This window comes from Allofrancisella frigidaquae, assembly GCF_012222825.1.
Taxonomy (GTDB): domain Bacteria; phylum Pseudomonadota; class Gammaproteobacteria; order Francisellales; family Francisellaceae; genus Francisella; species Francisella frigidaquae.
On the sequence record NZ_CP038017.1, the window covers coordinates 521525 to 547469 of the forward strand.

Below are 25945 nucleotides of genomic sequence, written 5' to 3' on the forward strand. Positions count from 1 at the left end.
TTAGTTTTATTCTTAAAACAGATTCTATATGAAAAAAATTATAATTAAGGGCGCAAAAACCCATAATCTAAAAAATATCGACGTTGAAATACCTAGAGATAAGCTAACAGTTATAACTGGCTTAAGTGGTTCTGGTAAATCCTCCCTTGCATTTGATACTTTATATGCTGAAGGACAAAGAAGATACGTCGAATCTTTATCCTCTTACGCAAGGCAGTTTTTATCTATGATGGACAAGCCAGAAGTTGAACACATAGAGGGTTTGTCACCAGCTATTTCCATAGACCAGAAAACAACTTCACATAATCCACGCTCTACGGTAGGAACTGTTACAGAAATCTATGATTATTTGAGAGTTTTTTTTGCTAGAGTGGGCCAACCGAAATGTCCTACTCATGATATTGAGCTTAAAGCTCAAACTGTAAGTCAAATGGTTGATAGGGTTTTAGAATTTGATGATAATGATAGGTTAATGATATTAGCACCAATTATTTCTGAGAAAAAAGGAACTCATCATACACTTTTAGATAAAATACAAGCACAAGGTTATATTAGGGTTAGAATAAATGGCGAGTTTTACAATCTTGATGAAGACTACCCAGAATTAGACCGATACAAAAAACATAACATAGATGTTGTAGTAGACAGATTTAAGCCAAAACAAGATAATCAGCAACGCATTGCCGAATCACTTGAAACAGCCTTAGATTTAGGAAATGGCATAGTCAAGTTGGCTAATATGAATGATGAAAGTGCTAAAGATATACTATTTTCATCAAAGCATGCTTGTCCTTTATGTAGTTTCGCATTAAAAGAGCTTTCCCCAAGAATATTTTCTTTTAATAGCCCGTTAGGAGCTTGTAGCAGCTGTGATGGGTTAGGTGTTAAGGAGTTTTTTGATGAGAAAAAAATTATTGTTGATGAAACTTTGTCTCTGAGAGTTGGAGCTATCTCTAAGTGGAATAAAAATAATCAATACTATTTTTCGCAGCTAGAATCATTAGCTCAGCATTATAAATTTTCATTAGACAAGCCTTTTGCAGAATTGCCTAAAGAAATACAGAATATAATTTTATATGGCTCAGATGAAGAGATAATAAAAATGACGATAGACTCTATTCGTGGAGGTAAGCAAGTACGTCAAAAAGCTTTCGAGGGGGTAATTCCTCATTTTGAACGTAGGTATTATGAGTCAGATTCTGATATGGTCAAAAAAGACCTATATGAGTTGATGAGTAATTTAACTTGTAAATCATGCGGCGGTGCTAGAATCAATGAGTACGCACGTAACATTTTTATAGCTGACAAAAATATAGCAGATGTTTGCCAGTTATCTACTCAAGATCTGTTAGTTTGGTTAGGTAACTTACAGTTTGCTGGACAACAGCAGGTGATAGCTGAGAGTTTACTTAAAGAAATAAAATTAAGAGTACAATTTTTAGCAGATGTTGGTTTAGAATATCTTAGTTTAGCAAGACAGGCAGATACTTTATCAGGTGGTGAGGCTCAGCGTATTCGTTTGGCTAGTCAAATAGGTGCTGGTTTAGTTGGAGTAATGTATATTTTAGATGAGCCCTCTATAGGGCTTCATCAACGAGATAATCAACGTTTGCTTGATGCTTTACATAATCTTAAAAATATAGGCAATACTGTTATAGTTGTAGAGCATGATGAAGACGCTATACGCCAGGCAGATTATATAATCGATATGGGTCCTATGGCTGGGGTTCATGGAGGTCAAGTTGTTGCTACAGGTGATTATAGCACTATCATAAAGAGCCAAAACTCACTGACTGCTGATTACCTAAGTGGTCGTAAAAAAATAGCAGTACCAGAAATTAGAGTTAAAACTGATAAAAACAGATTCTTAGAAATAACGGGAGCTACTGGTAATAATCTTCAAGGTGATGATTTAAAAATTCCCATGGGGGTGCTTACTTGCGTTACAGGAGTTTCAGGATCAGGTAAATCCACTCTTATAAATAGAACACTTTATCCATTAGCATCACGATTGTTAAATAGAAGTACATTAGTTCCTATGCAATATAAATCTCATAAGGGTTTTAATCATTTAGATAAAGTTATTGATATTGATCAGTCACCAATTGGTAGGACTCCACGCTCAAACCCAGCCACTTACACCGGAGTATTTACACCAATCCGTGAGTTATTTGCAGCAACCTCAGAGGCTAGATCAAGAGGTTATACTGCTGGTAGATTTAGTTTTAATGTTCGTGGTGGAAGGTGTGAAGCCTGCCAAGGTGATGGTGTAATAAAAGTAGAAATGCACTTTTTGGCAGATGTATACGTTGCTTGCGATGTTTGTGAAGGTAAGCGCTATAACCGAGAAACATTAGCGGTCCAATATAAAGGAAAAAACATTTACGAAGTTTTAGAAATGACTGTCGAAGAAGCGCTTGAATTTTATGAAGCTGTCCCCACTATTAAAACTAAGCTAGAAGCTTTGATGAGTGTGGGACTGTCTTATATTAAGCTAGGACAAAGTGCTACAACATTATCAGGTGGAGAGGCTCAGCGTGTAAAACTAGCTAAAGAGCTATCTAAAAGATCTACTGGTAAGACTTTATACATATTAGATGAGCCAACAACAGGGTTACATTTTTATGATATTCATCAGTTACTAAAGGTTATCATGGATTTACGTGATAAAGGAAATACTATAGTTGTTATTGAGCATAACCTAGATGTGATAAAAACAGCTGATTGGATAATAGATTTAGGTCCAGAAGGTGGTAACAAGGGTGGACAAATAATATTTGAAGGTACACCTGAAGAAATAATTGGGTGTAAAGAATCTTATACAGGTAAATATTTAAAAGAGCTACTATAAAAATTATTAGAAGTTTTGTTTAGTAAACTAATATTTCAGCTTTAGATTAGTAATTGAATAGACTAGAATGTAGGTATGGGAGTTACATATTTAGCTGTGGTTGGGCTTTTTAGTTAAAACAACTAGCCAATAGTAAAAATTTTTACTATAGTATATTAGGATTTTATTTTTAAAATTTAAAAAAGGAATTAAGGGCTTAAATAAAAATATGGCACAAAATAATGACAATAAAAGTAATATGCTAAAAAATATTATTTTTTGGGTATTAATAATTGGTGGAATGTTATTGTTGTTTAATGGTATTAATGATACGAATAATTCTTCTCGAAATATTGATTATTCAACTTTTGTATCTAAGCTAAAAGATAATCAGATAAGTTCAGTAGATGTCGATGGCAGAACAATTTCAGGGAAAACTAGTTCTGGCGAAAGCTTTGTCACATACGCACCTTTGTTAGATAGTAGTCTAGTCGGTAAGCTAGAAACTAGTAAAGCTGTAGTTAAGGCAAAAGCACCAGAGAAACCTAATTTACTTTTAGCATTTTTGCTTAATTGGTTACCAATGCTTTTAATCTTTGGTTTTTTTATTTATATGATGACTAAAGCTGGTGGCGGTGGTAAAGGAGGTCCTTTTTCTTATGGTAGAAGTAGGGCTAAACTTTTAGGTGAAGATCAGATAAAAGTTACTTTAGATGACGTTGCTGGGGTGGACGAAGCTAAAGAAGATGTGGCAGAAATAGTTGATTTTTTAAGAGAACCTAAAAAGTATGAAAAAATTGGTGGTAAAATACCAAAGGGCGTTTTAATGGTTGGACCTCCAGGTACAGGTAAAACCTTGTTAGCTAGAGCTATCGCTGGTGAAGCTAAAGTGCCGTTTTTTTCTATCTCGGGTTCTGATTTTGTTGAAATGTTTGTAGGCGTTGGTGCTTCACGTGTGCGTGATATGTTTGAGCAAGCTAAGAAAAAAGCACCTTGTTTAGTATTTATTGACGAAATAGATGCTGTAGGTCGCCATCGTGGTGCTGGTATGGGTGGTGGTAACGATGAAAGAGAACAAACTCTGAACCAATTATTAGTTGAGATGGATGGCTTTGCTGATAATGAGGGCGTTATCATAATAGCAGCAACTAATAGACCAGATGTGCTTGATAAAGCATTACTAAGACCAGGTAGGTTTGACAGACAAGTTACTGTAGGTTTACCAACAGTCAAAGGTCGTGAAGCTATATTAAAAGTACATATGAAAAAAATAAATATGGGTGATGATGTACGAGCTGACTGGATTGCTCGCGGTACTCCAGGTTTTTCTGGAGCAGAGTTAGCAAATTTAGTCAACGAAGCTGCATTATTTGCTGCAAAAGAGTCTAAAGAAAAAGTCACAATGGCTGATTTTGAAAAAGCTAAAGATAAGATCCTTATGGGAGCTGAAAGAAGGTCAATGGCAATGACTGAAAAAGAAAAGAAACTTACAGCTTATCATGAAGCTGGACATGCTATCATTGGTAGACTTATGCCTGAGCATGATCCTGTCTATAAGGTTAGTATTATACCACGAGGCCGTGCTCTTGGTGTAACTATGTATATTCCAGATGGTGATAAGGTTAGCCAAAGTAGATTAGTGCTCCAAGGGCGCTTATGTAGTATTTTTGGTGGTAGATTGGCAGAGGAGCTAATATTTGGTTATGAGCACGTTACTACAGGAGCATCTAATGATATTCAAGTAGCAACGGATATAGCACGTAATTACGTTGCTCGTTGGGGCTTATCTGATTCTATGGGTACTATACTCTATGAGGTAGAAGATGATGGCCCATTTGGAGGCTCTGGTGGTAGAATTTCTAAAATTTCTGATGTTACGATACGTGAGGTAGATACTGAAGTACGTAAACTTATAGATTCAAGTTATGCTAAAGCTAAAAAACTGTTACAAGAAAATATAGATATTTTACATGCTATGGCAGAAGCTTTGATGAAGTATGAAACTATAGATGCAATGCAAGTTGATGATCTAATGGCTAGAAGAGATGTCCGTGAGCCTGGAGAGTACGGTGATAGTTATAAGCCAAGGAATATACAAAGCGAAGCAGCTATTTTAGAATCTAATCCTGCAGAGTCTACAAAGGTTGAACCTCTATTAAAGGAAAATGAAAGTGAGGATATAAAATAATTATTAAACCTAAATGTAATTAATCTTCCCAGTATTGAATTGCATTAAACTTTTTTATTGATTGTGTAATACTTGATGAATGATAGAATGTACTTCTTTTAAAAGAAAGAAGGCTAATAAGTAAACCATAGTCACTTTTCTTTTTATTCCTGGTCTGTTTGTAAGTTTTTGCCCAATCTAGTAGCATATTTTTTAATTTTTTTCTATTCCCCTCTATAGAAGACATTATAAAACTTGCGTAAGTACTATTATAATCTTCAATTTTTAAATAAGCAGCGACAGTTTCAGCTTGACCATTTTGTAAAGCCATAAATAAACCAGGGGTTTTATCATACCGTTTAGCAGCTATTAGTTGTTTTTTATCTAACCCAGGTATATCTTTTATTGCTTGGATGTATGCAGCGACAGTTTCAGCTTGACCATTTTGTAAAGCCATAAATAAACCGGGTATACCATCAATTTTTGCAGTTAATAGTTCTTGTATATCTAATTCAGGTATATCTTTTATCGCTTGGATATATGTTTTAACAGTTTCAGCTTGGCCATTTTGTAAAGCCATAAATAAACCAGGTGTCCCATCACTATTTTTTGCAGCTAAAAGTATGTTTTTATTGATTTTAGGTATATTTTTAATACTATCAATATATGCTTTAACTGCTTGAGCCTCACCATCTTGTAAAGCCATAAATAAACCAGGTGTCCCATCACTATTTTTTGCGGTTAACAGTTCTTGTATATTTAATCCGGATATAGCTTTTATTGCTTTAATATATGCGGTAATAGTTTCATTTCGACCATTTTGCAAAGCCATAAATAATCCAGGAGTGCCATCATTAATTTCTGCAGTTAATAGTTTTTGTTTATTTAATTCGGGTATATTTTGTATTATTTGAATATATGCTGTAACAGCTTCAGTAAGACCCTCATGGAGAGCTAAAAGTAACAATTTACTTACTTGTTGTGGTTTGGATTTTGCATATTTTTCATCTATGCTAAAATAAGATAGATTATGAGTTTGAGCTTGAACTTGAACATTTTTGAATTCTTTAATATAAATAGCTTCCTCATTTATATTAAAAGGCGAGTTATTATAAAGGTTTTTATAAATGATTTCATATATTTGCTTAGCTGAAGTAGAGGATGTAGTCATATTATAACATTCATCATGATTAATTAAATAACCCCCTTGTTTTTGACAGCCACCTATTGCTATGCAATGACTTTCAGCGATTAGTAAAAAAGCTATAGGCATGTCACTATTAGTTATTTTGTTGTACAATTTTTGAGCCGTTTCTTCTGTAAAAATTGTTAAATTACTAGAGTGAAGATATATATTACTACCATCATTAGCTTTGAAAAAATCTATAGATTTTTGGTAGTCTTGGGTGCCGAAACAATATTTATTATCCTTGTTAAGGGACTTTTTGTCTAACCCAAAGTATATTTGGACTCCGTCAAACCAGCTTAATATATTTAGTAATTGATGATCATTATAAGATAGGTTATTTCTGGTGTTTTTATTACTTCTTTTTTCTTGAGCTTTTTCTATATCATGCTTTAACCAATATAAAGCTATATCTTGCCTATCTTCGTTAGTGATATTTTTATAGTTATACTCAATAACATCATTTCCTAGACGTATTTTAAAAGTGTTAATTTCTTTAATTACAAAGCCTTCATTTTTAGGATCTTCAGCTTCATTGATATCGCCAACTTGTTTTATATGTTTAATTTTAAAATAATAAGAATCAATTAGATTCAAACGGTCTCTGTATGTTTTAAAATCATTTCTGAGGATTGCTTGTATAGCCATAAAAGCTATTCCATAGCACATTCCATCCTGGTTTATTTCATAACCAAGTACTTTTTGTAAATTAATTAATGATAGTTTCATTGGAAGTCCTTTTATTAAAATTTCATACCGTAGTTTTATCAATAATTTTTAATATAATAGGTATAGAAAAATATACATGTTAATTAATTATAAACAATATACGGCATTTTAGTTAATACACGTTGATCAAATAGTGTATAGAAATCATCTTTATATAGTTAACATAATACAAGTTTCGAATAAAGCTTGAATTATATAGGTTCCATGAACAAAGAAATTGAATAAAGCGGTTAAGTATATTTAAATAGTTTTGCTATATGGCTTAATATCTCATGACGACACTATCTAGATTATTTAAAGAATCTGGTGTTCATATCCATCCAGAGATTAAAAGTCTCACCGATACGGGCTATCAAGGGATACATAAGTTGCATCAGTATTCAGAATTGCCGAAGAAAAAAACAAAGAAGAATCCACTAACCAAAGAAGCCAAAAAGAAAAACCGTGAACTGTCTAGTCAACGTGTTCTAAATGAGAATGTGATCGGCATGGTTAAGCGATTTAAAATTATTGCCGATCGTTATAGAAATAGAAGAAAAAGATTTGGTTTGAGGTTTAATTTGATCGCTGGAATTTATAATTTCGAGCTCTAGATGGGTTATGCAAGAGGTCTAATCTAGATACTATAATCTCACAATTTCAACCTTTTTTAATGCAATTGCCCTGAAAGAACCGTAGTAAAAACAGAATTTTACTGTTTATTGTGATAATATAAAATAACTGGTTATATAAATAATAATAAGGAAAAACATATGTTACCAACTCCTCATATAGAAGCAGATAGCAAAGATAAGTTCGCAAAAACAGTAATAATGCCGGGTGATCCTTTAAGAGCGAAATATATTGCGGAAAATTACCTAGAAGATGTTATCAGAGTAAATACTGTTAGAAATATGCTGGGTTACACAGGTACTTACAAAGGACAAAAAGTTAGTGTTATGGGTTCTGGTATGGGCGTTCCTAGTATGGGTATATATTCATACGAGTTATTTAAGTATTATGATGTTGATAATATTATTCGAGTAGGGTCTTGTGGTTCATATACGGAAGATTATAAAATCTACGATGTTGTGCTTATTGAAGAAAGTTATGGTGAGTCAATGTTTATTGAGCTTGTGACAGGTGAAAAAACTAATATGATTAAGCCTAGTACGAAGTTAAATGCAGAGCTTGTTAAGTCAGCTAAAAACTTGGGTATAGAATTAAAAAAAGTAAAAGCGCATTGTACAGATATTTTTTATAGAAAAAATTTCAATGACTATAAAGATATTAGTAAAAAGTTCGGTTGCGGGGTTGTAGAGATGGAAACTGCTGCTCTATTTGCAAACGCAAAAGTATTAGGTAAAAAAGCAGCTGCGATTATGACAGTATCAGATTGTTTAGTAACAGGTGCATCTACTACTTCAGCAGAAAGGCAGGATTCTTTCACTAATATGATGGAAGTTGCTTTAGGTACTCTAGAAAATAACTAATTTGACCTTTTTTTCGAGCCTTTTCATTAAACTGTGTAGATAGTTTTATAGATTATGCCTGCAATCTACTTTCAAGGTGAATGATGAAATAAGGCATAGCCGCATTTGCATGGAGCCTTTCCACTTAACTGTGTAAATTCACTTACATGAATCTCTGAATTCTATGCTCAAACTCGATAGCGAAATAAGGCATAGCCTCATTCCAATATTTAACAGGCATAGACCATTTTTTAGTCAAATAATCTATAGCCAAGTACAAAGATTTGAAAACAGAGTCATCTTTAGGAAATAGCTTTTTATTCTTAATGACTTTCCTAAACTGGCTATTAAGCGATTCAATCGCATTAGTAGTGTAAATAACTTTACGAATTTTTGGAGGATATTGCAAGAATACAGTTAAATTATCCCAATTATTTATCCATGACTTTGAAATTAAAGGATATTTAGTATCATATTTATTTGCAAAGTTATCAAGCTCAGATTGAGCTATTGCAATGGTATCAGCATCATATATTTTCTTTAACTCTCTAGCTACCTCTTTCTTGTCTTTATATGGCACATACTTAAGACTATTACGAATTTGATGAACGATACAAAGCTGATGCTTTGTCTCAGGGTATATAGCTTGTATAGCATCAGACATGCCTTTTAAATTATCAGTACATGCTATAAATATATCCTGTAAGCCTCTATTCTTTAATTCAGTAAAAACACTAAGCCAATATTTAGCACCTTCATTTTGACTGATCCAAAGACCTAATACATCCTTATGACCAGTTAACGATATGCCAAGAGCCACATACACAGCTTTATTAATAATATGCTTGTCTTCTCTAACTTTAACGACTATACAGTCAAAAAACACTATTGGATAAACTGACTCTAAAGGTCTATTTTGCCATGCTTTAACATCATCAATAATAGCTTCTGTAACATCACTTATAAAGCTTGTACTTATCTTTGTATCATATAACTCAAATAACTGTTGTTGGATATCTGTAGTACTCATACCTTTAGCATACAAAGATATAATTTTTTGGTCTAAGCCGTTTATCTTGGTGACTCTTTTGGGAACTATTTGAGGTTCAAAGTCACTATCTCTATCTCGTGGAACTGATATTTCCAAATTACCTGTGTCTGTAGCTAATGTCTTGTTACTATAGCCATTCCTAGCATTTGATGAATTAGTCCTTTGGTGTTTTGAATAACCAAGATGACTATTCATTTCTGCATCTAGTGCTTTTTCTAATAATCGTTTTGTTAGTTGCTTTAGCAAACCATCTTTCTCAAACATTTGATTAATATCAACACCTGAATCTATTATTTGATCTGCAATAGCTGTGTAAATATCTTCTGACTTCTTATTCTTAGACATTGTTTCTATCCTTAATATTTCGCTAGAAATAATCTAGCAGGTTAATTAAGAATTTACACATTTATTTGGAAAGTCCCTTTGCATGTGTTTATTCAAGCCATTTTTACTTATGAATCTACGCTGTTAATCCACATATTTAATTGGTTTATTTTTTATCTTTTTCATACTGTACTTTCAATTTCTTATTATTTAGTTCCTTATTGGATTTGCAGTTTCCCTCCTTACACCATGTGTTATAAAATACCCCACCTTCCTCATATCCTTTGATGGTTCTGAATATTTTTGTAGGACCTATACAAGCATGATTATTAATACCACACCAAAAATAGGCTTTAGTACCACTTATATTATAAAGATCATAGTTTTTGTTTTTTAAGAAGGGAGTAATTTGTAACTTCTGAGATGCAGTATCCTTAGCTTTATTACAGAAGTTGATAAACCCACTCGTATTTTTATATTTACATGAACTATCGGGAATAATAACCTCAGCAGCATTACCATACAGTTTTTTTACCTCAGTACTTATATATGTCACAAAATCTTCATAACTAGAGTATTGCAAAGGACGACCTAATTGTCTGTTTTTTGTATAATTTACTTGATGTGTTCGCTCATTATGTACTTTTAAGTTTGATGAGGTGTTAAAGCTACTATTACAGCCTTTAAAATTACACCTAAATGGTTTCTCTCCTGTATGTATGCGCATATGTTTTTTCAAGTTTGATGATTGGGTGAAACGTTTATTACAGACTCCACACTTATGTTTTTTCTCTCTAGTATGTATTTCTAAATTCCCTGTTGAATTTTCATTACCACCATTTAATGTTTCTTCCATAAGAATATCTACTGACTGAGGTTTATTTTGTCTTTTACCTAAAATTTTATCTGTTATTTTTGACTTTTCTAACTGTTTAGTAGCCTTTTGTATTTGTAGTGGTATGCTAATATTATTATTATTTACTTCAATGTAGGGTTGTTCTTGGTTTTTATTCATACCTGAAGAAATTTGTATTCTATTATTGGCCATTTGTCTATCAGCTATTAAAAAATAGTGTTCTTGGCCAGCTACTGTATTATCATAACCAACATCAATATCGATTAAATTATTTGACGGAGCTATAGCTGTTATTTGCTCAATAGATGTTTGTCCTAGTTCTACCATTCTCCTGTGTATATTAAGTCTAATATTGGGGTATAAATTTACTAATAAAAACATAACTAAATCGCCAGCTTCATTATTCCATAAGCCTGAATTTGCTATATCATAGTAAACTTTATTAAAATTACTAGCAGGAACAAAAGGCCTTAGATACTGCTGTACCACCATGTCATTTTGAATATATGAAGCTAATATAGCCCTTAAATCCTCACCAGAGTCAGGAAAGCCAACAATATCATTAACTCTTCCTAAACGATGAACTTGTTTAACTACAGCATTATAAAAACAGTTACCATCGCGTTTTATCTCACCATTATCTTTAATGTTATTACGCTGTAATTTTCTACTTTTTCTTTTTTGTGGCCCATCGTTTTTAATGAAAAATTTATTTAATTCTTGTATAAATTGATCAATTAACTTTTGATCTTTATAACCTTGATTATACTCAATATGCTTAATAATCTCGCTTTTAAGATTATTTTTCGGTAGTTCAATTTTCGGAGGAATTGGCTTTCCTTTATAATTATTTATTTCTACAGCCTTGGCTTTGCGTATTTCTTTATGTATATCTTTATTTCCATTAGGATAAACTTCTTTAAGATTATTAACACTTAACTCAGATAGAAAAAAGAGTCTTTGAAATATTATCACGCTATGGATGGTTTTCGAGATCATGTTAAATAATCTGTTGTCAGAAAATATTGATTCAAGGTTATCATTATTTAATTTATTGATATCAGAAATATACTGTTTTAGTTCAATTTCTAATTTACCTATTTCTGGAGTATTCTTTATTTTGACCTTTTCATAATGCTTCTTATATTTATCAATTTGTTCTTCTTTAGCCTTAATATTTGCGTTTAACCTAATTAGTGTACTTTTGTATAGATGTCTAATACTTTGCTTTTGGAGAAATTTGGTATAAAAATTATAAAAAATCTTTAGTCCATCACCGCATTCAAAACTTATATCATACATATCCTGTGCATTCACTTTTAAACCTATATATTTTTCTTGATCACCAAACATACCCCCGTAACCTCTTAAAGCTTCTTTAGTAGCTTCTAACTTAGCATGAAAATTTTCAAGTAAAACAGCTAATAATAATCCTGCATACCCACTAGCAAAGCCTCCTATTTTTCTTTCCTCTTTTTCATTGTTTTCTAGTTGACTTATGGGTGGTCGAGTTTCCATATATTTTTCATACACTTCCCTATATTTTTTATACAATGAATGAGAAGAATACAGAAGATAAATATGAACTTTTTTAAGTTTTTTTTGACACATTAAACCTTGATGAATGAAATCTTTTATATTATCCAATCCCATATACACTAACCCAGATAAGATCATGTGAGTTGTCTTACACACAAATAATAATGCGCCTGTAGGAGCCGGAAGTGTAGAGTCAGGTACTAGGGTATTTTCTTTATCAAATAAAGCTACTTTAGATAATGAATTATCTTCGTTAACTCTTAATAAATCTGACAATGATTTAGAGCCATTTAATAGGGTTTGACTAATTTGTTTAGCCTTTTGTTCAGGTACCACTGTTTTTGCCTTACCAAAGTTAAAAACCTCATATTGGACGTAGTCAAAAGGTATTTGGAATGATGGATGTCGATAAATATTTTTAGTAAATTTTTTATCCCATGGGACCGCATAAATGTCTATATTTAATATATGTAAAAGATTTATAAAGTCTTTTGGTAATTTTAAATGGTACATGTTTTTCCTCATATTGGTTAGTTATACGTAAATCTAATGTTGTTTAGGTATTTAAAACCTATGAAAATGATTTACCAAATGTAAAATAATATTTAAAAAATATAAAATATTTATTAAATTAATTCTACTAAAAAATTTTATAATATTTAATTTAAATATTATACGTGGAAAGCTATAAATTGCATGAGTAATTTAAATTTTAAATAAATTTTATTTCTATAATTGGCTGTTATAATCTGGCTACAGTAAGTTCACAGCGGCGCATACAACATTGCTAGATTGTATTTACTAATGAAAATTTAAAAATAATATTTGTCAGATATTTAAATTTTTTTTAATTTGTTGCAGAGCTTCTTTTGCTTTGTAGTTCGAAAGGTTTTTCTCATGGGGCTTGTTAGTTGAGTAATCGATTAAGACTTCTATTTTTTCTAATTTGGAAAAAAGCTTACTTTTTTTTAGTATCTCTATAAATTGTGATTGTAATTCTTTTATTTTAAATTTTAAAATTTCCTTTTGACTTTTGCATATTATTTTTTGAGGCGCATAATACACAATTTCGGTATCATTTAGATACGGGATATTTAGTTTCTTTAATTCTTTATTTGCTACCTCAATAGATAAGATCAAGTTTTTAGTTTTATTTATTAGTTCTTTGTTTGCTTGGGTTGAGTTAGTTATTTTACTGCGAGTTTTATATTTATCTATATTAGAGATTTTTTCGGGAATAATAGTTATAGTCATTTCTATTAATCTTTTTTATGGTAGCCATTAAAACTTTGCTTTAAAATCAGAATAAAATTTTTTTATCATTTTGTCCATAAGTATTTCCACTTAATTATACGATGAAATATGAAAAACTCTAGTTTTATAGAAGAGTCTTAGTTTAAAATGGCCATCTTAATTTAAATTTTCTGCAAATTCTATATAATGTAGAGTCAGAGCAGTATATTTAAAATATTAATTTTATAAAAAACGGTTTAGGTTTGAAACATGTTAAGTTTAATTCAAAAAGTTATTGGTAGTCGTAATGACAGGTTTATCAAAAAAATTTCCAAATCAGTACATAAGGTTAATTCTCTTGAGGCAGAGTTTGAAAAATTTTCAGATGAGCAACTAAAAGCTAAGACGATAGAGTTTAAAGAGAGATTAACTAAAGCAGAGACTTTGGATAGTCTTTTACCAGAAGCTTTTGCAGCTGTAAGAGAGGCAGCTAAACGTACTAAAAATATGCGACACTATGATGTGCAGCTTATAGGTGGTATTGTTTTGCATATGGGTAAAGTCGCTGAGATGAGAACAGGTGAGGGTAAAACTTTAGTTGCGACACTCCCAGCTTATTTGAATGCTCTAACTGGTCAAGGTGTTCATGTAATCACAGTGAATGATTATTTGGCTAAACGTGATGCTGAATTAATGAGCGAAATTTACAATTTCTTAGGAATGTCAGTTGGTGTAATAATAGCTGACTTGAACCCTGAACAACGTAAAAAAGCTTATGCTTGTGATATTACTTACGGAACAAACAACGAGTTTGGTTTTGATTACCTTAGAGATAATATGGCTTATGAAAAAGAACACCAAGTTCAAAGAAGCCGTAATTTTGTGATTATAGATGAAGTAGATTCAATTTTAATAGACGAGGCAAGAACTCCTTTGATAATCTCAGGGGCTTCTGATGATAGTTCAGAAATGTATAATCTATTTAACAGACTAGTGCCTTATCTAGAAAAGCAAGATAAAGAGAAGCTTGATGAAGGAGAGGAGCAAAAAGATTTTTATGTTGATGAGAAATCTAAAAATGCTTATTTAACTGAAAAAGGCTATGCAAAAATTGAAAATATTCTTAAGAAGGAAGGTATCTTAGAGGAAAATGATAATCTATATAGTCCTCATAATATAACCAAAATGCATTATCTAAATGCATGTCTAAGAGCACATTCTTTATATCAGCTAAATGTTGATTATATTATACGTGACCAAGAAGTGATAATTATTGATGAAAGTACAGGTAGAGCAATGCCTGGGCGTAGATGGTCAGATGGTTTACACCAAGCTATAGAGGCTAAAGAAGGCGTTAAGATTAATGCTGAAAATCAAACTATGGCGTCTATTACTTTCCAAAATTTCTTTAAGCTTTACAATAAAATAGCTGGTATGACAGGTACAGCTGATACAGAAGCTTTTGAACTACATTCAATATATGGTTTAGAAGTAATCATTATTCCTACTAACAAACCAATGATAAGAAAAGATCATCATGATGTAATACATGGCGATGTTAGAGAAAAGTTTAATGCTATTGTAGAAGATATTAAGCAAAGAATAGCAAATGGTCAGCCAGTATTAGTAGGTACAGCATCGATTGAAGCTTCAGAAGTTTTATCTACCTTGCTTAAAAAGAAAAAAATTAAACATAATGTCTTAAATGCTAAGCAGCATGAAAAAGAAGCTGGAATTATTGCAATGGCAGGTTACCCAGGTGCTGTAACTATCGCTACTAACATGGCAGGTCGAGGCACAGATATTATTTTAGGTGGTAATTGGGAAGTTGAGGTAGCTCAATTAGAAGATCCTACTGAAGAACGAATTGCAAAAATTAAAGAAGAATGGCAGAAAAGAAATGAAGCTGTGAAAAAAGCTGGAGGCTTATGCATCATAGGTTCAGAGCGACATGATTCACGTAGGATCGATAATCAGCTTAGAGGGCGTGCTGCTCGTCAGGGGGATCCTGGAGAGAGTAAATTCTATTTATCAATGGATGATAACTTATTAAGAATTTTTGCTTCACCCACAATGGCTGAGAGAGTTAAAAAAGGCCTAAAAGGTGGTGAATCGTTAGCTTTTGGTTTTATGTCAAAAGTTATATCTAAAGCACAAAGTAAAGTAGAAAGTTATCATTTTGATATTCGTAAAAACCTTCTTGAATATGATAACGTTGTAAACACTCAACGTAAAGTTATCTATGAGCAAAGACAAGCATTCTTAGATTCTGAAGATGTTAGTGATATTTTAAACGATATCCGTATGGATGTAGCTGAGCAGGTTTTCCACGATTATATTCCAGCAGGGTCTATGCATGAATTATGGGATTTGAAGGGTCTCGAAAAAGCACTTAAATCTGACTTTATGATAGAGGTAGATTTACAAAAATTCTATCAAGAAAATGAAAACTTGGGTGAAGAAAGTCTTAAGAAAATGGTTGTAGATGCTATAACGCTTGAATTTAGTGAGAAAACTAAGGACTTAGACCCAGCGGTGGTTAGGCAGTTTGAGAAGTTCTCTCTGCTGCAATCATTAGATACACACTGGCGTGAGCATTTAAGTGCGATAGATCATTTACGTAATAGTATTAATTTACGAGGATATGCTCAAAAAGATCCTAAAAATGAGTATAAAAAAGAAGCTTTTGAGTTGTTCTCTAGCATGCTTGATAACTTTAAATATGATGTGATCAGTTCTTTGGCTAAAATTAGGATAGGAACTGAAGAGGAGACCCAAAGAGCTCAGCTAGAGTGGCAAGAGTCTATGAGTGATATTAGGGCTGAGCACGAAAGCGTGATTGATAATAATCAAAAATTTTCAGAAGAGCAAGATCAGCAAGAAGGGCTGAGAGTTCAACAAGTTAAAAGACAAGGGCCAAAAATTAAGAGAAATGATCCTTGTCCTTGTGGTTCTGGTAAAAAATATAAACAGTGTCACGGTAAAGTTGAATAACATTCAAATAATTGTTTGTGAAACAAATGTTTTTTGCTATAATTTAGTGTCTAGTTTTATAACTAGATCTAGATCGATGTTAATAATAACAAAAAGTCAGAAGTTTATAATAAATTTATAAATAGTTCTGAGTAGTTTAAAATCTAATAAATGGAGTTTTATACATGTACGCGATAATTAAAAGTGGCGGTAAACAATACAAGGTAAAGCAAGGTGAAGTTGTCAAACTTGAAAAAATAGACCTTGGTATTGGTGAAACAGTTGAGTTCGATACAGTTTTGATGGGACAAACTGAAGAAGGCGAAGTTAAAGTTGGTGCTCCAGTTATAGAGGGCGCTAAAGTAGTAGCTGAGGTTGTAGAACAAGGACGTAACAAAAAAGTTAAAATTATGAAGTTCCGTCGTCGCAAGCATAGTATGAAGCAGCAAGGTCATCGCCAGTATTTTACAGCGGTGAAAGTTTCATCTATTAGTTTATAATTTATAAAGATTATTAAGGAGTATACAAATGGCTCATAAGAAAGCTGGTGGTAGTACTAGAAATGGTAGAGATTCTAACCCTAAGTATTTAGGTGTTAAAAGATATGGCGGTGAATTTGTAAAAGCAGGAACTATCATAATTCGTCAAAGAGGTACAAAAGTACATCCAGGTGTTAACGTGGGTTGTGGTAAAGATCATACTTTGTTTGCATTACAAGATGGTCATGTAAAATTTCACACTGGTGGTGCTTTAAACCGTAAATTTGTTTCTATTGAAGAGTAAGTTTTAGCTTTTAACTACTTTTTTCTAATAGCTCTAAGCTATTACGACTATATTATATAATTTCTTATAAGCTAAAAATAAACTTTTGGATTTATAGCTAAACTTATCGCCAATGAGGTATGTTGTTAAGAAGTTTTATTGATTCTGTAGTATTTTTTTTAAATATTTTCAAATTGCTTCTATTAAAAGAAAGAAGGCTAATAAGCAAACTATAAGTTTCTTTTTCTTTCATTTTTTTTGGTTTGTAGTTTCGCGCCCATTCTAATATATCATTCTTAAAAGTTTTTCGATAGTTTTCATACCCCTGCATTATATAATTTGCGTAGGTGCTATTATTATCTTTAATCTTTAAATAAACAGCAATAGCATCTGTTTGATTATATCTTAAAGCTATAACTAATCCTGGAGTTCCAACTGAATTTTTAGCAGCTAGTAATTCTTGTTTAATAATACCGTTAATATTTACTACAGCTTCGATATAACTCTTGATAGCTTCTGTATTACCTTTATACAAAGCTGCATAAAGTCCAGGAACCCCATCTGAATTTTTAGCGGCTAATAATTCTTGTTTATTGATACCATTAATATTAGCTATATTTTTAATATAGCTTTCAACAGCAGCAGCATGACCATTTTGCAAAGCCATAAAAAGCCCTGGAACCTCTCCTGAATCTTTAGCAGCTAATAATTTTTGCTTATCAGTGTTGTTATTCATATTAACCTTTTCTATCACTTCAATGTAACTTCTAATGGCGTCTGCATGGCCATGTCGTAAGGCTAAATGTAATAATCCAGCATCACTACTCATATTTGCATTTGAAATTAAAAAGTTCCAGTAATCTTCTTCTGTAAGGTCAAAAGTATTTTTTGGAACGAGGTTATCTTGAGATTTTTCTACTCCAAATACTAAAATAGAAATAGCACATTTTCGCATAGGGTTATAACTTTTTTCTCTAAATAAGCGCTTCATTATATCTTGGTGGAGAGAATCTGAGTTAATAGATTTCTTATATCTATCATGATCGATTAAACGATAGCCCATTTTTTTATAGTTACCAATTGCAATAGTATGACCGCTTCTAGTAAGTGAACATGCAAGCGGAGTAGAAGGATTATTATTAAGAAAATTTATAATTTCACCTATATTTTTTTTATTATAAATCCCTACATGTTTTTGAAGTAAATAAATAGAATTATCTTTTTGCTTTGTTTCACTTTTTAGTAAACCAATGAAGCTCTCTTGAGATTTATTGTTACTTGGTTTTCTGAATAATTGAACACCACGATTGTAGTCTTGGTGTGTAAATGGCTTATTTTTTCCATCCCATGTTTTAAAGTTTTTATTCCATATTACCTTTTCTTCTGTACTAAGATTTTTTGGCCTTATTAAGCCAAAATATATTGCTATCCCCTCAAGCCAGGGTTTTATGTTTAATAACTTATCTATTGCAATAAGACTTTGTTGAGGTTTATTTTTATTAGCTCTGATTAGCTCTGCTTTGTTAATATGATAAACTAATAGCTCGATGGCAAAAAACTCTTTTAATTCTATTGTTATTTTTGCTGGAATATTTGATACATTTAGATGAATGTTACTTACAATTTCAGATGGCAATTTACCTATTATAAGTTCAACGATACCTTCTTTATTGTAGTGAAAACTATACTTTTTATTTGAGGGGTTTATATATATGGTATCTAATTCATGATATTCAGGCAGTGGATCCTGATTCATAACTTTATAATTTCTTAACTTATCGTCATATTCATTAATAAACCTTAATCTGTTAACATACGTATTAATATCGTTTCTAATAATAGCTTGTATTGCCATAAAAACACATCCCGCTTTCTTTGATAGTATATCCAAGACGTTTCATTAAGGGTAAAATTTCCATGTTTATAATTTACGTATAAAAATAAAATAATTTAATTATTATATATAATTTGTTAATGAATAAAACAAAAAATAAATAATTAGTTAATAATTTATAAATTATTTAATACAAATACAAGGCGGTGTCTTTTATATAGTCACTTTTAAATTAAGAGCTCTGATTAAGTATAAAAGTACGTTACACTATCATTTATTTAATAAACGGTATACAAAAGTTTAGCTATAGTTATAAGAATATTTAGTTACTTATTCCTTCTATTTTGAAATTTTGCAGATACAAACATACCTGCTAATACTCCAGTTATAATAATTGCTATCATAATAGTTGCTAGAGCATTAATTTCAGGAGTAGGACCATTTTTAACCGTAGAATAAATATACATAGGTAAGGTAGGGTTATCACTTCCGGCAACGAACTCTGTTACAACTAAATCATCTATGGATAGTGTAAATGTTAGTAAAGCTGAAGTAATAAGAGCAGGAAGCAACTGGGGTAGCATTATATAGAAAAATGTTTTAGTGGGGCCAGCACCAAGATCTAAAGAAGCTTCTTCTAGTGAAATATCAACACTAGCTATTCTTGATTGCATAACTATAGTTACATACGCTGTACACATCGTTACATGAGCTATTACTACAGTTGTGGTTCCTCTTTCATGTGGCCAGCCGATCAACTGCTGTAATGTCGAAAACATTAAAAGTAAAGCAACACCAAGTATAATGTCAGGTAAAACCAGAGGTGTTGCTACTAGTCCATATAAAAAACTACGTGACCTAAAAAATCTAAATCTAGTCATGGCATAGGCAACTATAGTACCTAGTATTGTAGAAATTATAGAAGTTATAGTTGCTATTTTTAAGCTAGTAAAAGTTGCATTAATAATATCTTCATCATTAATAACTTCATGATACCAGTCAAATGTGAATCCACCCCATAAGTTTATAATTTCAGAGTTACTAAAAGAAAATATGACTAATATTACTAGAGGAATATATAAAAATATTAGGCCTAAAATAAGCATGATATTACTAAATGAAAGTTTTTTCATGGTTATATCCTCTTATACAAAAGTTTTTTTAGTTTGGATGCGCTGCATCCATAAAATAGGTAATACTAATATTATTATTAATACTACTGAGATAGTTGCAGCCATGCCCCAGTTGTTTGAAGTAAAAAATTCTTCCCAAATTATATTACCTATCATTAAGGAGTTCATGCCGCCCATTATCTGAGGCACTACAACCTCACCAACAGCTGGAATAAATATAAGTAAACTTCCGGCTATCAAACCAGGCATAGAAAGTGGCAATGTGATTTTAAAAAATGAATTAACTGGCTTAGAGCCTAAATCTTCGGCTGCATCATAAAGAATTGGGTCTATTTTAATTAAAGTACTATATAATGGCAGTACTAGGAAAGGCAAGTAACAGTAAACCATACCTAGATACATTGAAAAATCATTATATAAAAGCGCCATACTTGGTAGACCTAAGTCCATTAAGAATTTATTTAAAGTATGGTTTCCTAATAAGGTCACCCAAGCATAAGTTCTTAATAAAAAAGAAGTCCAGTAGGGTATGACAATAAGGATTAAGAATATAATTTGGGTATTTTTTTTAGCTCGTGACAGAGCTAAAGCCATTGGGTAGCCTATTAAAATACACAAAAGGGTTGTAATAAAAGCAACCTTTAACGAATTAAATAAAGAAACAAAAATTAGATTATAATGTACTAGCTCGATATAATTTCTCAGATAAAAAGTAAAATACAAAGTTTGATCTGTATAGTTTAATAGAGCTGTAACAGGAGGAGTGCCATCCGCAGGTAATGTAAAACTAATGCCAACTACAAATAAAAAAGGTACCAGTAAAAATATAACAAACCACAGAAAAGGTATTAGATAAACTACGGTATGTCTAATATTTTGTTGTAAGTTTTGCATTATGAATATAACACCATTATATTTTGTGATTCCCAAGTAAGATATACTTCATCATCCCAAGAAGGATGGTCCGCATTTCTTTCAACGTTAAAGTCAGTAGATTTTACAATCCTACCATTTTCTGTTCTGACATGATATGTAGATAATCCACCTAGGTATGCAATATCCTCAACTTTTCCTTTAATACAGTTTTCTGGTTTTTTAGGGTTGTAATCTTCAGGCTTGTCTTTACTTATGAAAATTTTTTCTGGTCTTATACCAACCCAAATCTCTTGGTCTTCTATAGCTTCTATATTTCTTTGTAGTATAAAGGACGTGCCTGCCTCCTGAGAAGTTATAACACTTTTATGTCTACCAACTTTTTCAACACGACCTTCAAATATTGTACTCTTTCCTATAAAGTTAGCTATAAATCTACTTTTTGGAAACTCATAAATTTCTGATGGAGTGCTTACTTGTTCTAACCAACCTTCTGACATGATTCCAATTCTTGTAGACATTGTCATAGCTTCTTCTTGGTCATGAGTAACCATTATAAATGTACTACCAGTCTGCTCTTGAATATCTACTAGCTCAAACTGCATCTGATCACGTAAATTTTTATCTAACGCGGAAAGTGGCTCATCAAGAAGAATAAGCTTTGGTCTTTTTGCTAAGCATCTCGCTAAAGCTACACGTTGCCGTTGTCCACCAGATAGTTGATGCGGTTTTCTTTTTGCTAGATGTTCCATTTTAATAATTCTAAGGGCAGCATCAGTAGCTTTTTCTATATCTTCTTTTTTAAGAGTTTTCTCTTGCTTTAATCCAAACATGATATTTTGTTTTATATTCATATGAGGAAATAAAGCATATGACTGGAACATCATGTTTACGGGTCTTTTGTACGGTGGAGTATTAGACATATCTACCCCATCAATAATAATCTTGCCATCGGTAGGTTTTTCAAACCCAGCTAGCATTCTTAGTAGTGTACTTTTACCACTTCCAGAGCCACCTAGTAAGGAAAAAAATTCTTTAGGATAAACATCTAAATCCACAGAATCAACAGCCAAATGGCCGTCTTCAAATTGTTTGGAAAGGTTCTTTATAGAAACCAAAGGTTTTTTGGAGATTTTATTCATCTTTAGAATCTATACTGCTGTTAAGTTAAGATGCTTAATGATAAGCAATTTTATGATAGAAAAAAAGTAAATAATTATTATTTAAAGAAAACTTATGATTGATGTTTGTTATTATGAGCACTTTTGATTGCTAGATTGTGCTTTGAGTATTTATAGTTCGAATCTAAAACTTACATTCTTGAGACTGATGGTTAGCTTACAGCTTGCTTGGACTACGATATAATTCTCATAGGTATTTTTCCATTTAGTCTAGCATTTACTTCTGGAAAAAGTTTTTGTTTAATTAAAGAAATAAACCTGTTGTAGCATTTTTTATAGATGAAGCCATAATATTCATGGGCAAACGCTTGTCGCATTAAAAAGAGTATCAGCAATAGAAACAGACGGCGAGACCTATAAGTTTTGAGGGTGCCGCTACTTTCAATTTTGGGTGTCGTTATTCACCAGCAATAGCCTCGTCACTTCATTTTTTAAAATGTCTAGAAAAATCGAATATATCTTTATACTTCATATAATTTTCCGTATGTTTATATGTATGTTGTAACTGCCCTTTTCTATAAATTGTCTTTAAATTAGTCATGTTCAATCCGTCGTTAAAGTGACTACCATTAACTACAGAACTAGATCTTTTTTTTGTTGTGTGCTTTTTTAATATGCTATCATCAAAAAATAGTTTATTATCATTGTGTATCATTCTAAAATTTTCAATTAAAAGTTTAACACGAATAAAATCAACGCTATTGGCGGCCACGCCATGCTGCATTTCATTTAACGTTTCCCTTAATACATGGTCTGTTTCATCAATGAACTGACTGCTAAAAGAAAAATCTATAATAACAACATCCTTTGTTTTTTCATTCACTATAATATTAGAGGCATTCAAATCTGCATGCATAAAAAAGTGATTTGGCGTTCTTTTTTGCATCTTACTTTCTATTAAAAGGACTCTCTTTATCTCACTTAAAATCGCATGACATATACCTACAGTCATTCTTTTTTTAAGACAAATTTGATGAACTGTTTCACCTTCAAAAAAAGGGACTGGTATATATTTGTCTTTAATTTTTAATCTCTCCTTGATTAACGGCCCGTACTTATGGTGTTGACCATACAAATGAAACAGTTGTTGTTCGATGTCATTAGAGTAATCACATAAAATCACCTTTAATCCATATATACTATCTTCGTTGTAAATTAGACGCACATGTTTCAAAGTTTCCAAGAAATGCGGGTAAAATGAGTCAAATACAAGGTTTATATGTTTGTAATTTATAACCTCATGATGGGCTAATTTACAACATCTATTATAAAATGATATAAACATCTCAAAACTATCTAAGCTAACTTCATCAGAATCTGAGTCTAAAAGGAAAGACTCTTTTTTGCCCATAGTTAATCTTATTTGGGTAAGGGATGCTTCTAAGTCTTGATACTTTGCCGCCTCAGAAAATGAAATGAACTTCATGCTTATTTTTTCATCATTCATGTGGTTATTGTATACTGTTATAAAATTCTTTAGGTATACATTGTAAAAACGTGTAGTTGTTATAAAGGCAGTTTTTATATCATAAAAATGAATCAACACAGTATCTTTTTTAGAGACTTGGGTTTGTTTATTTTCTGTGTACAATTTATTCAATATATAGGTATTTGTGGGTAGTTAATTATACAGATTCAGAATAGTGAAGTATAGTGGTGAATTTTTTCGGACAGAATTTAGTCAGAAAATAGGTGTCAAATTATCAAAAATATTTTCTATTTTAACGTTACAAAAGTACACACCTGCAGGAGTTTTATACTCTAGACTTTAATGATATCTATTGATGTTATAATACTCAAAGTAATCAACACGAGCTGTTCTAGCTTCAGCTACTGGCTCAACCTCCTTGAAGGTATATGCGCTCGTATTTAACACTTCTTAATTATAATTAAGATGACAAAAAGTAGGTTGGGAAATTGTAAATTGGCTTGAATAATAGATCAAAGAAATGTTTAAATTATTTTGTACCTGAGGCACACTTTGAAACTAACAATAAATATTGAGAGTATAGTCTGGCTCTATAACCAAGTTTAACCGTATTTTATAAAAATAGTAGGGAATACTAATGCAAATTAGAAAAAAGAATGTGATTTTTGACTTTGACTCAACATTAATAAAAAAAGAATCGTTAGAACTTATCTTAGAGCCTATATTAAAAGAATTCCCTAATAAACTAAAAGAGATTGAGAATATAACCAACCTTGGTATGCAAGGAGAAATAAATTTTAGGGAGTCGCTAGAAAAAAGACTTGCTATAGCTAGTCCAACTAAGGCAAGAATAGAGGATTTTGTGATTACACATTGCCCTAATTTACTTACAGCAGGAATATTAGAGTTAATCGTAGAATTAAAACAAGCAGGTTTTAATATTTGGATATTCAGTGGTGGATTAACTGATAGTATTATTCCCTTTGCTGAATATTTAGGTATTGATAAGAATAATATTTTTGCTGTTGATGTGGTTTGGGGTGAAAATGGAAGCTTCTACTCTTTAGATAACACTAATGGAGCTTGTGACTCCAAACTTAGTGCTTTTGAAAAAGCTAGAAGTTTATTTACTGGTGAAGTGATAGCAGTAGGGGATGGTTACACAGATTACCAACTTTATGAATCTGGGTTTGTAGATAAATTTGTCGCATACACTGAACATGTGGCTAGGGAAAATGTTACCAGTAAAGCAAAACATATTGCCAATAGTGTACATGAGCTTAGAGATCTTTTATTCTTGTAGAGATTTATTGGTTACTATAGAATGTACAAATGAAACTACTAGTATTAATACCCCTACAGATCCGCTAAACCATTCTGGTATATGCATAAACACTTTTAGTAATAGCATAGTGGCCAAAAATCCTATAGCGTAATGAGCGCCATGCTCTACATATATGTATTTAGATAAGGTTTTTCTTTCAACAAATAAAATAGTTAATGATCTTACAAACATTGCACCTATACCTAAACCTATCATAATAACTATAATATTGGTAGAAATGGCAAAAGCACCAACTACACCATCAAAACTAAATGAAGCATCGATAATTTCTAGATAAATAAAACCCATTAGACCATTACGAGCAACTGTTGTAGCATCAATGTTTGGGCTTCCAAAAAAGGAGTTTATTAAACCTATACTTTCATGCACAATTATACCAAGCAGGTAGGCTATAGCTATTTCTCCCTGCATACCATTATTCGTGAAATAAATTACTAGAAAGCCAATAACCACAGCAAGTAGTATATATCCACCATCATATTGCCTGATTTTTCTTATTAAGATATTATTTTCTAAGATGGGTAGCCAATGGTGGCCTTGGTTTTCACTAAGGAAAAAATTAAAAAAAACCATAAGTAAAAAACTACCACCAAAACTACAAATATATGGCATAGAGCTTTCTAGAATAGTTTGGTATTGTGTAGGATTGTTCAAAGCTAGGTTAATTACCTGAACAAAGCTAACGTTGCTGGATATACTAACTAATAATATTGGAAAAACTAACCTCATACCAAATACAGCTATAGGTAAACCAATAAAAATAAAAGCTTTTTGCCAAATTTCTGGCATTTGTCCCAGTACTTTTGCATTAATAACAGCGTTATCAAAGCTTAAAGAAATTTCTAAGATTGCTAATATCGAAATCGCATAAATAATCTCAGAAGGGTTATTTGGATAAGAAAATACTCCGATAGCTACACCTAAAACAGTTACAAAGAATGAGCCGTAAAAATACTTTAAAGTTTTCAAAATAATTATGTGGTTGTATTTTATAACTATTAGATTTTAACATATAATAGGATGGTAATTTATAAGTTTTTGAAAAGGAT

17 protein-coding genes and 1 pseudogene are annotated in these 25945 nt (G+C 31.7%); 8 read left to right on the top strand and 10 right to left on the bottom strand.

Going from position 1 to position 25945, the window contains the following annotated elements; translation table 11 throughout:
• Positions 1 to 28 precede the first annotated feature (28 nt).
• Positions 29 to 2851 carry an excinuclease ABC subunit UvrA gene (gene uvrA, locus E3E15_RS02455; protein WP_172106456.1) on the top strand — a complete coding sequence of 941 codons (2823 nt, stop codon included), beginning with the start codon at positions 29 to 31 and terminating at the stop codon, positions 2849 to 2851.
• Positions 2852 to 3059: 208 nt separating this feature from the next.
• On the top strand, positions 3060 to 5018 hold the full coding sequence (ftsH, locus tag E3E15_RS02460) for an ATP-dependent zinc metalloprotease FtsH (protein WP_172106457.1): 1959 nt from the start codon (positions 3060 to 3062) through the stop codon (positions 5016 to 5018).
• Between the two features lie 19 nt (positions 5019 to 5037).
• Here ftsH and E3E15_RS02465 read toward each other — a convergent pair whose 3' ends face one another.
• Positions 5038 to 6912, bottom strand: coding sequence for an ankyrin repeat domain-containing protein (locus E3E15_RS02465; protein ID WP_172106458.1), 1875 nt, complete (start codon positions 6910 to 6912; stop codon positions 5038 to 5040).
• 287 nt (positions 6913 to 7199) lie between these two features.
• Here E3E15_RS02465 and E3E15_RS02470 point away from each other — a divergent pair.
• Together E3E15_RS02470 and deoD are read left to right on the top strand one after the other, a co-directional pair.
• A pseudogene (locus tag E3E15_RS02470) lies at positions 7200 to 7505 on the top strand (transposase family protein); the annotation flags it as partial.
• A 159-nt stretch (positions 7506 to 7664) separates the two neighbouring features.
• Positions 7665 to 8384 (top strand): purine-nucleoside phosphorylase, encoded by a 720-nt coding sequence (gene deoD / locus E3E15_RS02475; protein ID WP_172106459.1) that lies wholly within the window; start codon positions 7665 to 7667, stop codon positions 8382 to 8384.
• Between the two features lie 142 nt (positions 8385 to 8526).
• Here the strand turns inward: deoD and E3E15_RS02480 are convergent, their stop codons facing one another.
• The 3 genes from E3E15_RS02480 to E3E15_RS02490 all read right to left on the bottom strand — a co-directional run bounded on the left by E3E15_RS02480 (position 8527) and on the right by E3E15_RS02490 (position 13387).
• Complete coding sequence (locus tag E3E15_RS02480) at positions 8527 to 9759, bottom strand: IS256 family transposase (protein WP_172106156.1); 1233 nt, start codon at positions 9757 to 9759, stop codon at positions 8527 to 8529.
• A gap of 145 nt (positions 9760 to 9904) precedes the next feature.
• Entirely contained in the window at positions 9905 to 12646 is a 2742-nt protein-coding gene (locus E3E15_RS02485) for a C2H2-type zinc finger protein (RefSeq protein ID WP_172106460.1), read from the bottom strand.
• A 315-nt stretch (positions 12647 to 12961) separates the two neighbouring features.
• Positions 12962 to 13387 carry a hypothetical protein gene (locus E3E15_RS02490; protein ID WP_172106461.1) on the bottom strand — a complete coding sequence of 142 codons (426 nt, stop codon included), beginning with the start codon at positions 13385 to 13387 and terminating at the stop codon, positions 12962 to 12964.
• Between the two features lie 249 nt (positions 13388 to 13636).
• Here E3E15_RS02490 and secA point away from each other — a divergent pair, with 249 nt between their 5' ends.
• The 3 genes from secA to rpmA all read left to right on the top strand — a co-directional run bounded on the left by secA (position 13637) and on the right by rpmA (position 17122).
• Positions 13637 to 16360 (top strand): preprotein translocase subunit SecA, encoded by a 2724-nt coding sequence (gene secA / locus E3E15_RS02495; protein WP_172106462.1) that lies wholly within the window; start codon positions 13637 to 13639, stop codon positions 16358 to 16360.
• Between the two features lie 164 nt (positions 16361 to 16524).
• Positions 16525 to 16839: a 50S ribosomal protein L21 gene (rplU, locus tag E3E15_RS02500; RefSeq protein ID WP_035719376.1), complete on the top strand. Its 315-nt coding sequence runs from the start codon at positions 16525 to 16527 to the stop codon at positions 16837 to 16839.
• Positions 16840 to 16867: 28 nt separating this feature from the next.
• A complete protein-coding gene (gene rpmA / locus E3E15_RS02505) occupies positions 16868 to 17122 on the top strand; it encodes a 50S ribosomal protein L27 (protein ID WP_035719377.1) in 255 nt (84 codons plus the stop codon).
• A gap of 103 nt (positions 17123 to 17225) precedes the next feature.
• On the opposite strand, the gene E3E15_RS02510 is transcribed toward rpmA, so the two are convergent.
• The 5 genes from E3E15_RS02510 to E3E15_RS02530 form a co-directional block, all read right to left on the bottom strand.
• Positions 17226 to 18956: an ankyrin repeat domain-containing protein gene (locus tag E3E15_RS02510; RefSeq protein ID WP_172106463.1), complete on the bottom strand. Its 1731-nt coding sequence runs from the start codon at positions 18954 to 18956 to the stop codon at positions 17226 to 17228.
• 305 nt (positions 18957 to 19261) lie between these two features.
• Positions 19262 to 20068: an ABC transporter permease gene (locus E3E15_RS02515; protein ID WP_035718583.1), complete on the bottom strand. Its 807-nt coding sequence runs from the start codon at positions 20066 to 20068 to the stop codon at positions 19262 to 19264.
• 12 nt (positions 20069 to 20080) lie between these two features.
• Positions 20081 to 20962, bottom strand: coding sequence for an ABC transporter permease (locus E3E15_RS02520; protein WP_172106464.1), 882 nt, complete (start codon positions 20960 to 20962; stop codon positions 20081 to 20083).
• A complete protein-coding gene (locus E3E15_RS02525; RefSeq protein ID WP_172106465.1) occupies positions 20962 to 22083 on the bottom strand; it encodes an ABC transporter ATP-binding protein in 1122 nt (373 codons plus the stop codon). The genes E3E15_RS02520 and E3E15_RS02525 overlap by 1 nt, the downstream gene beginning before the upstream one ends.
• Positions 22084 to 22546: 463 nt before the next feature.
• On the bottom strand, positions 22547 to 23722 hold the full coding sequence (locus E3E15_RS02530) for a protein kinase family protein (RefSeq protein WP_172106466.1): 1176 nt from the start codon (positions 23720 to 23722) through the stop codon (positions 22547 to 22549).
• A gap of 466 nt (positions 23723 to 24188) precedes the next feature.
• Between E3E15_RS02530 and E3E15_RS02535 the strand changes: the two genes are divergently transcribed.
• On the top strand, positions 24189 to 24854 hold the full coding sequence (locus E3E15_RS02535; protein WP_172106467.1) for an HAD-IB family phosphatase: 666 nt from the start codon (positions 24189 to 24191) through the stop codon (positions 24852 to 24854).
• Here the strand turns inward: E3E15_RS02535 and E3E15_RS02540 are convergent.
• The gene (locus tag E3E15_RS02540) at positions 24843 to 25865 is read right to left on the bottom strand and encodes a DUF475 domain-containing protein (protein ID WP_172106468.1); all 1023 of its coding nucleotides are present in this window, start codon (positions 25863 to 25865) and stop codon (positions 24843 to 24845) included. The two genes, E3E15_RS02535 and E3E15_RS02540, sit on opposite strands and share 12 nt — an antisense overlap.
• Between the last annotated feature and the right edge of the window lie 80 nt (positions 25866 to 25945).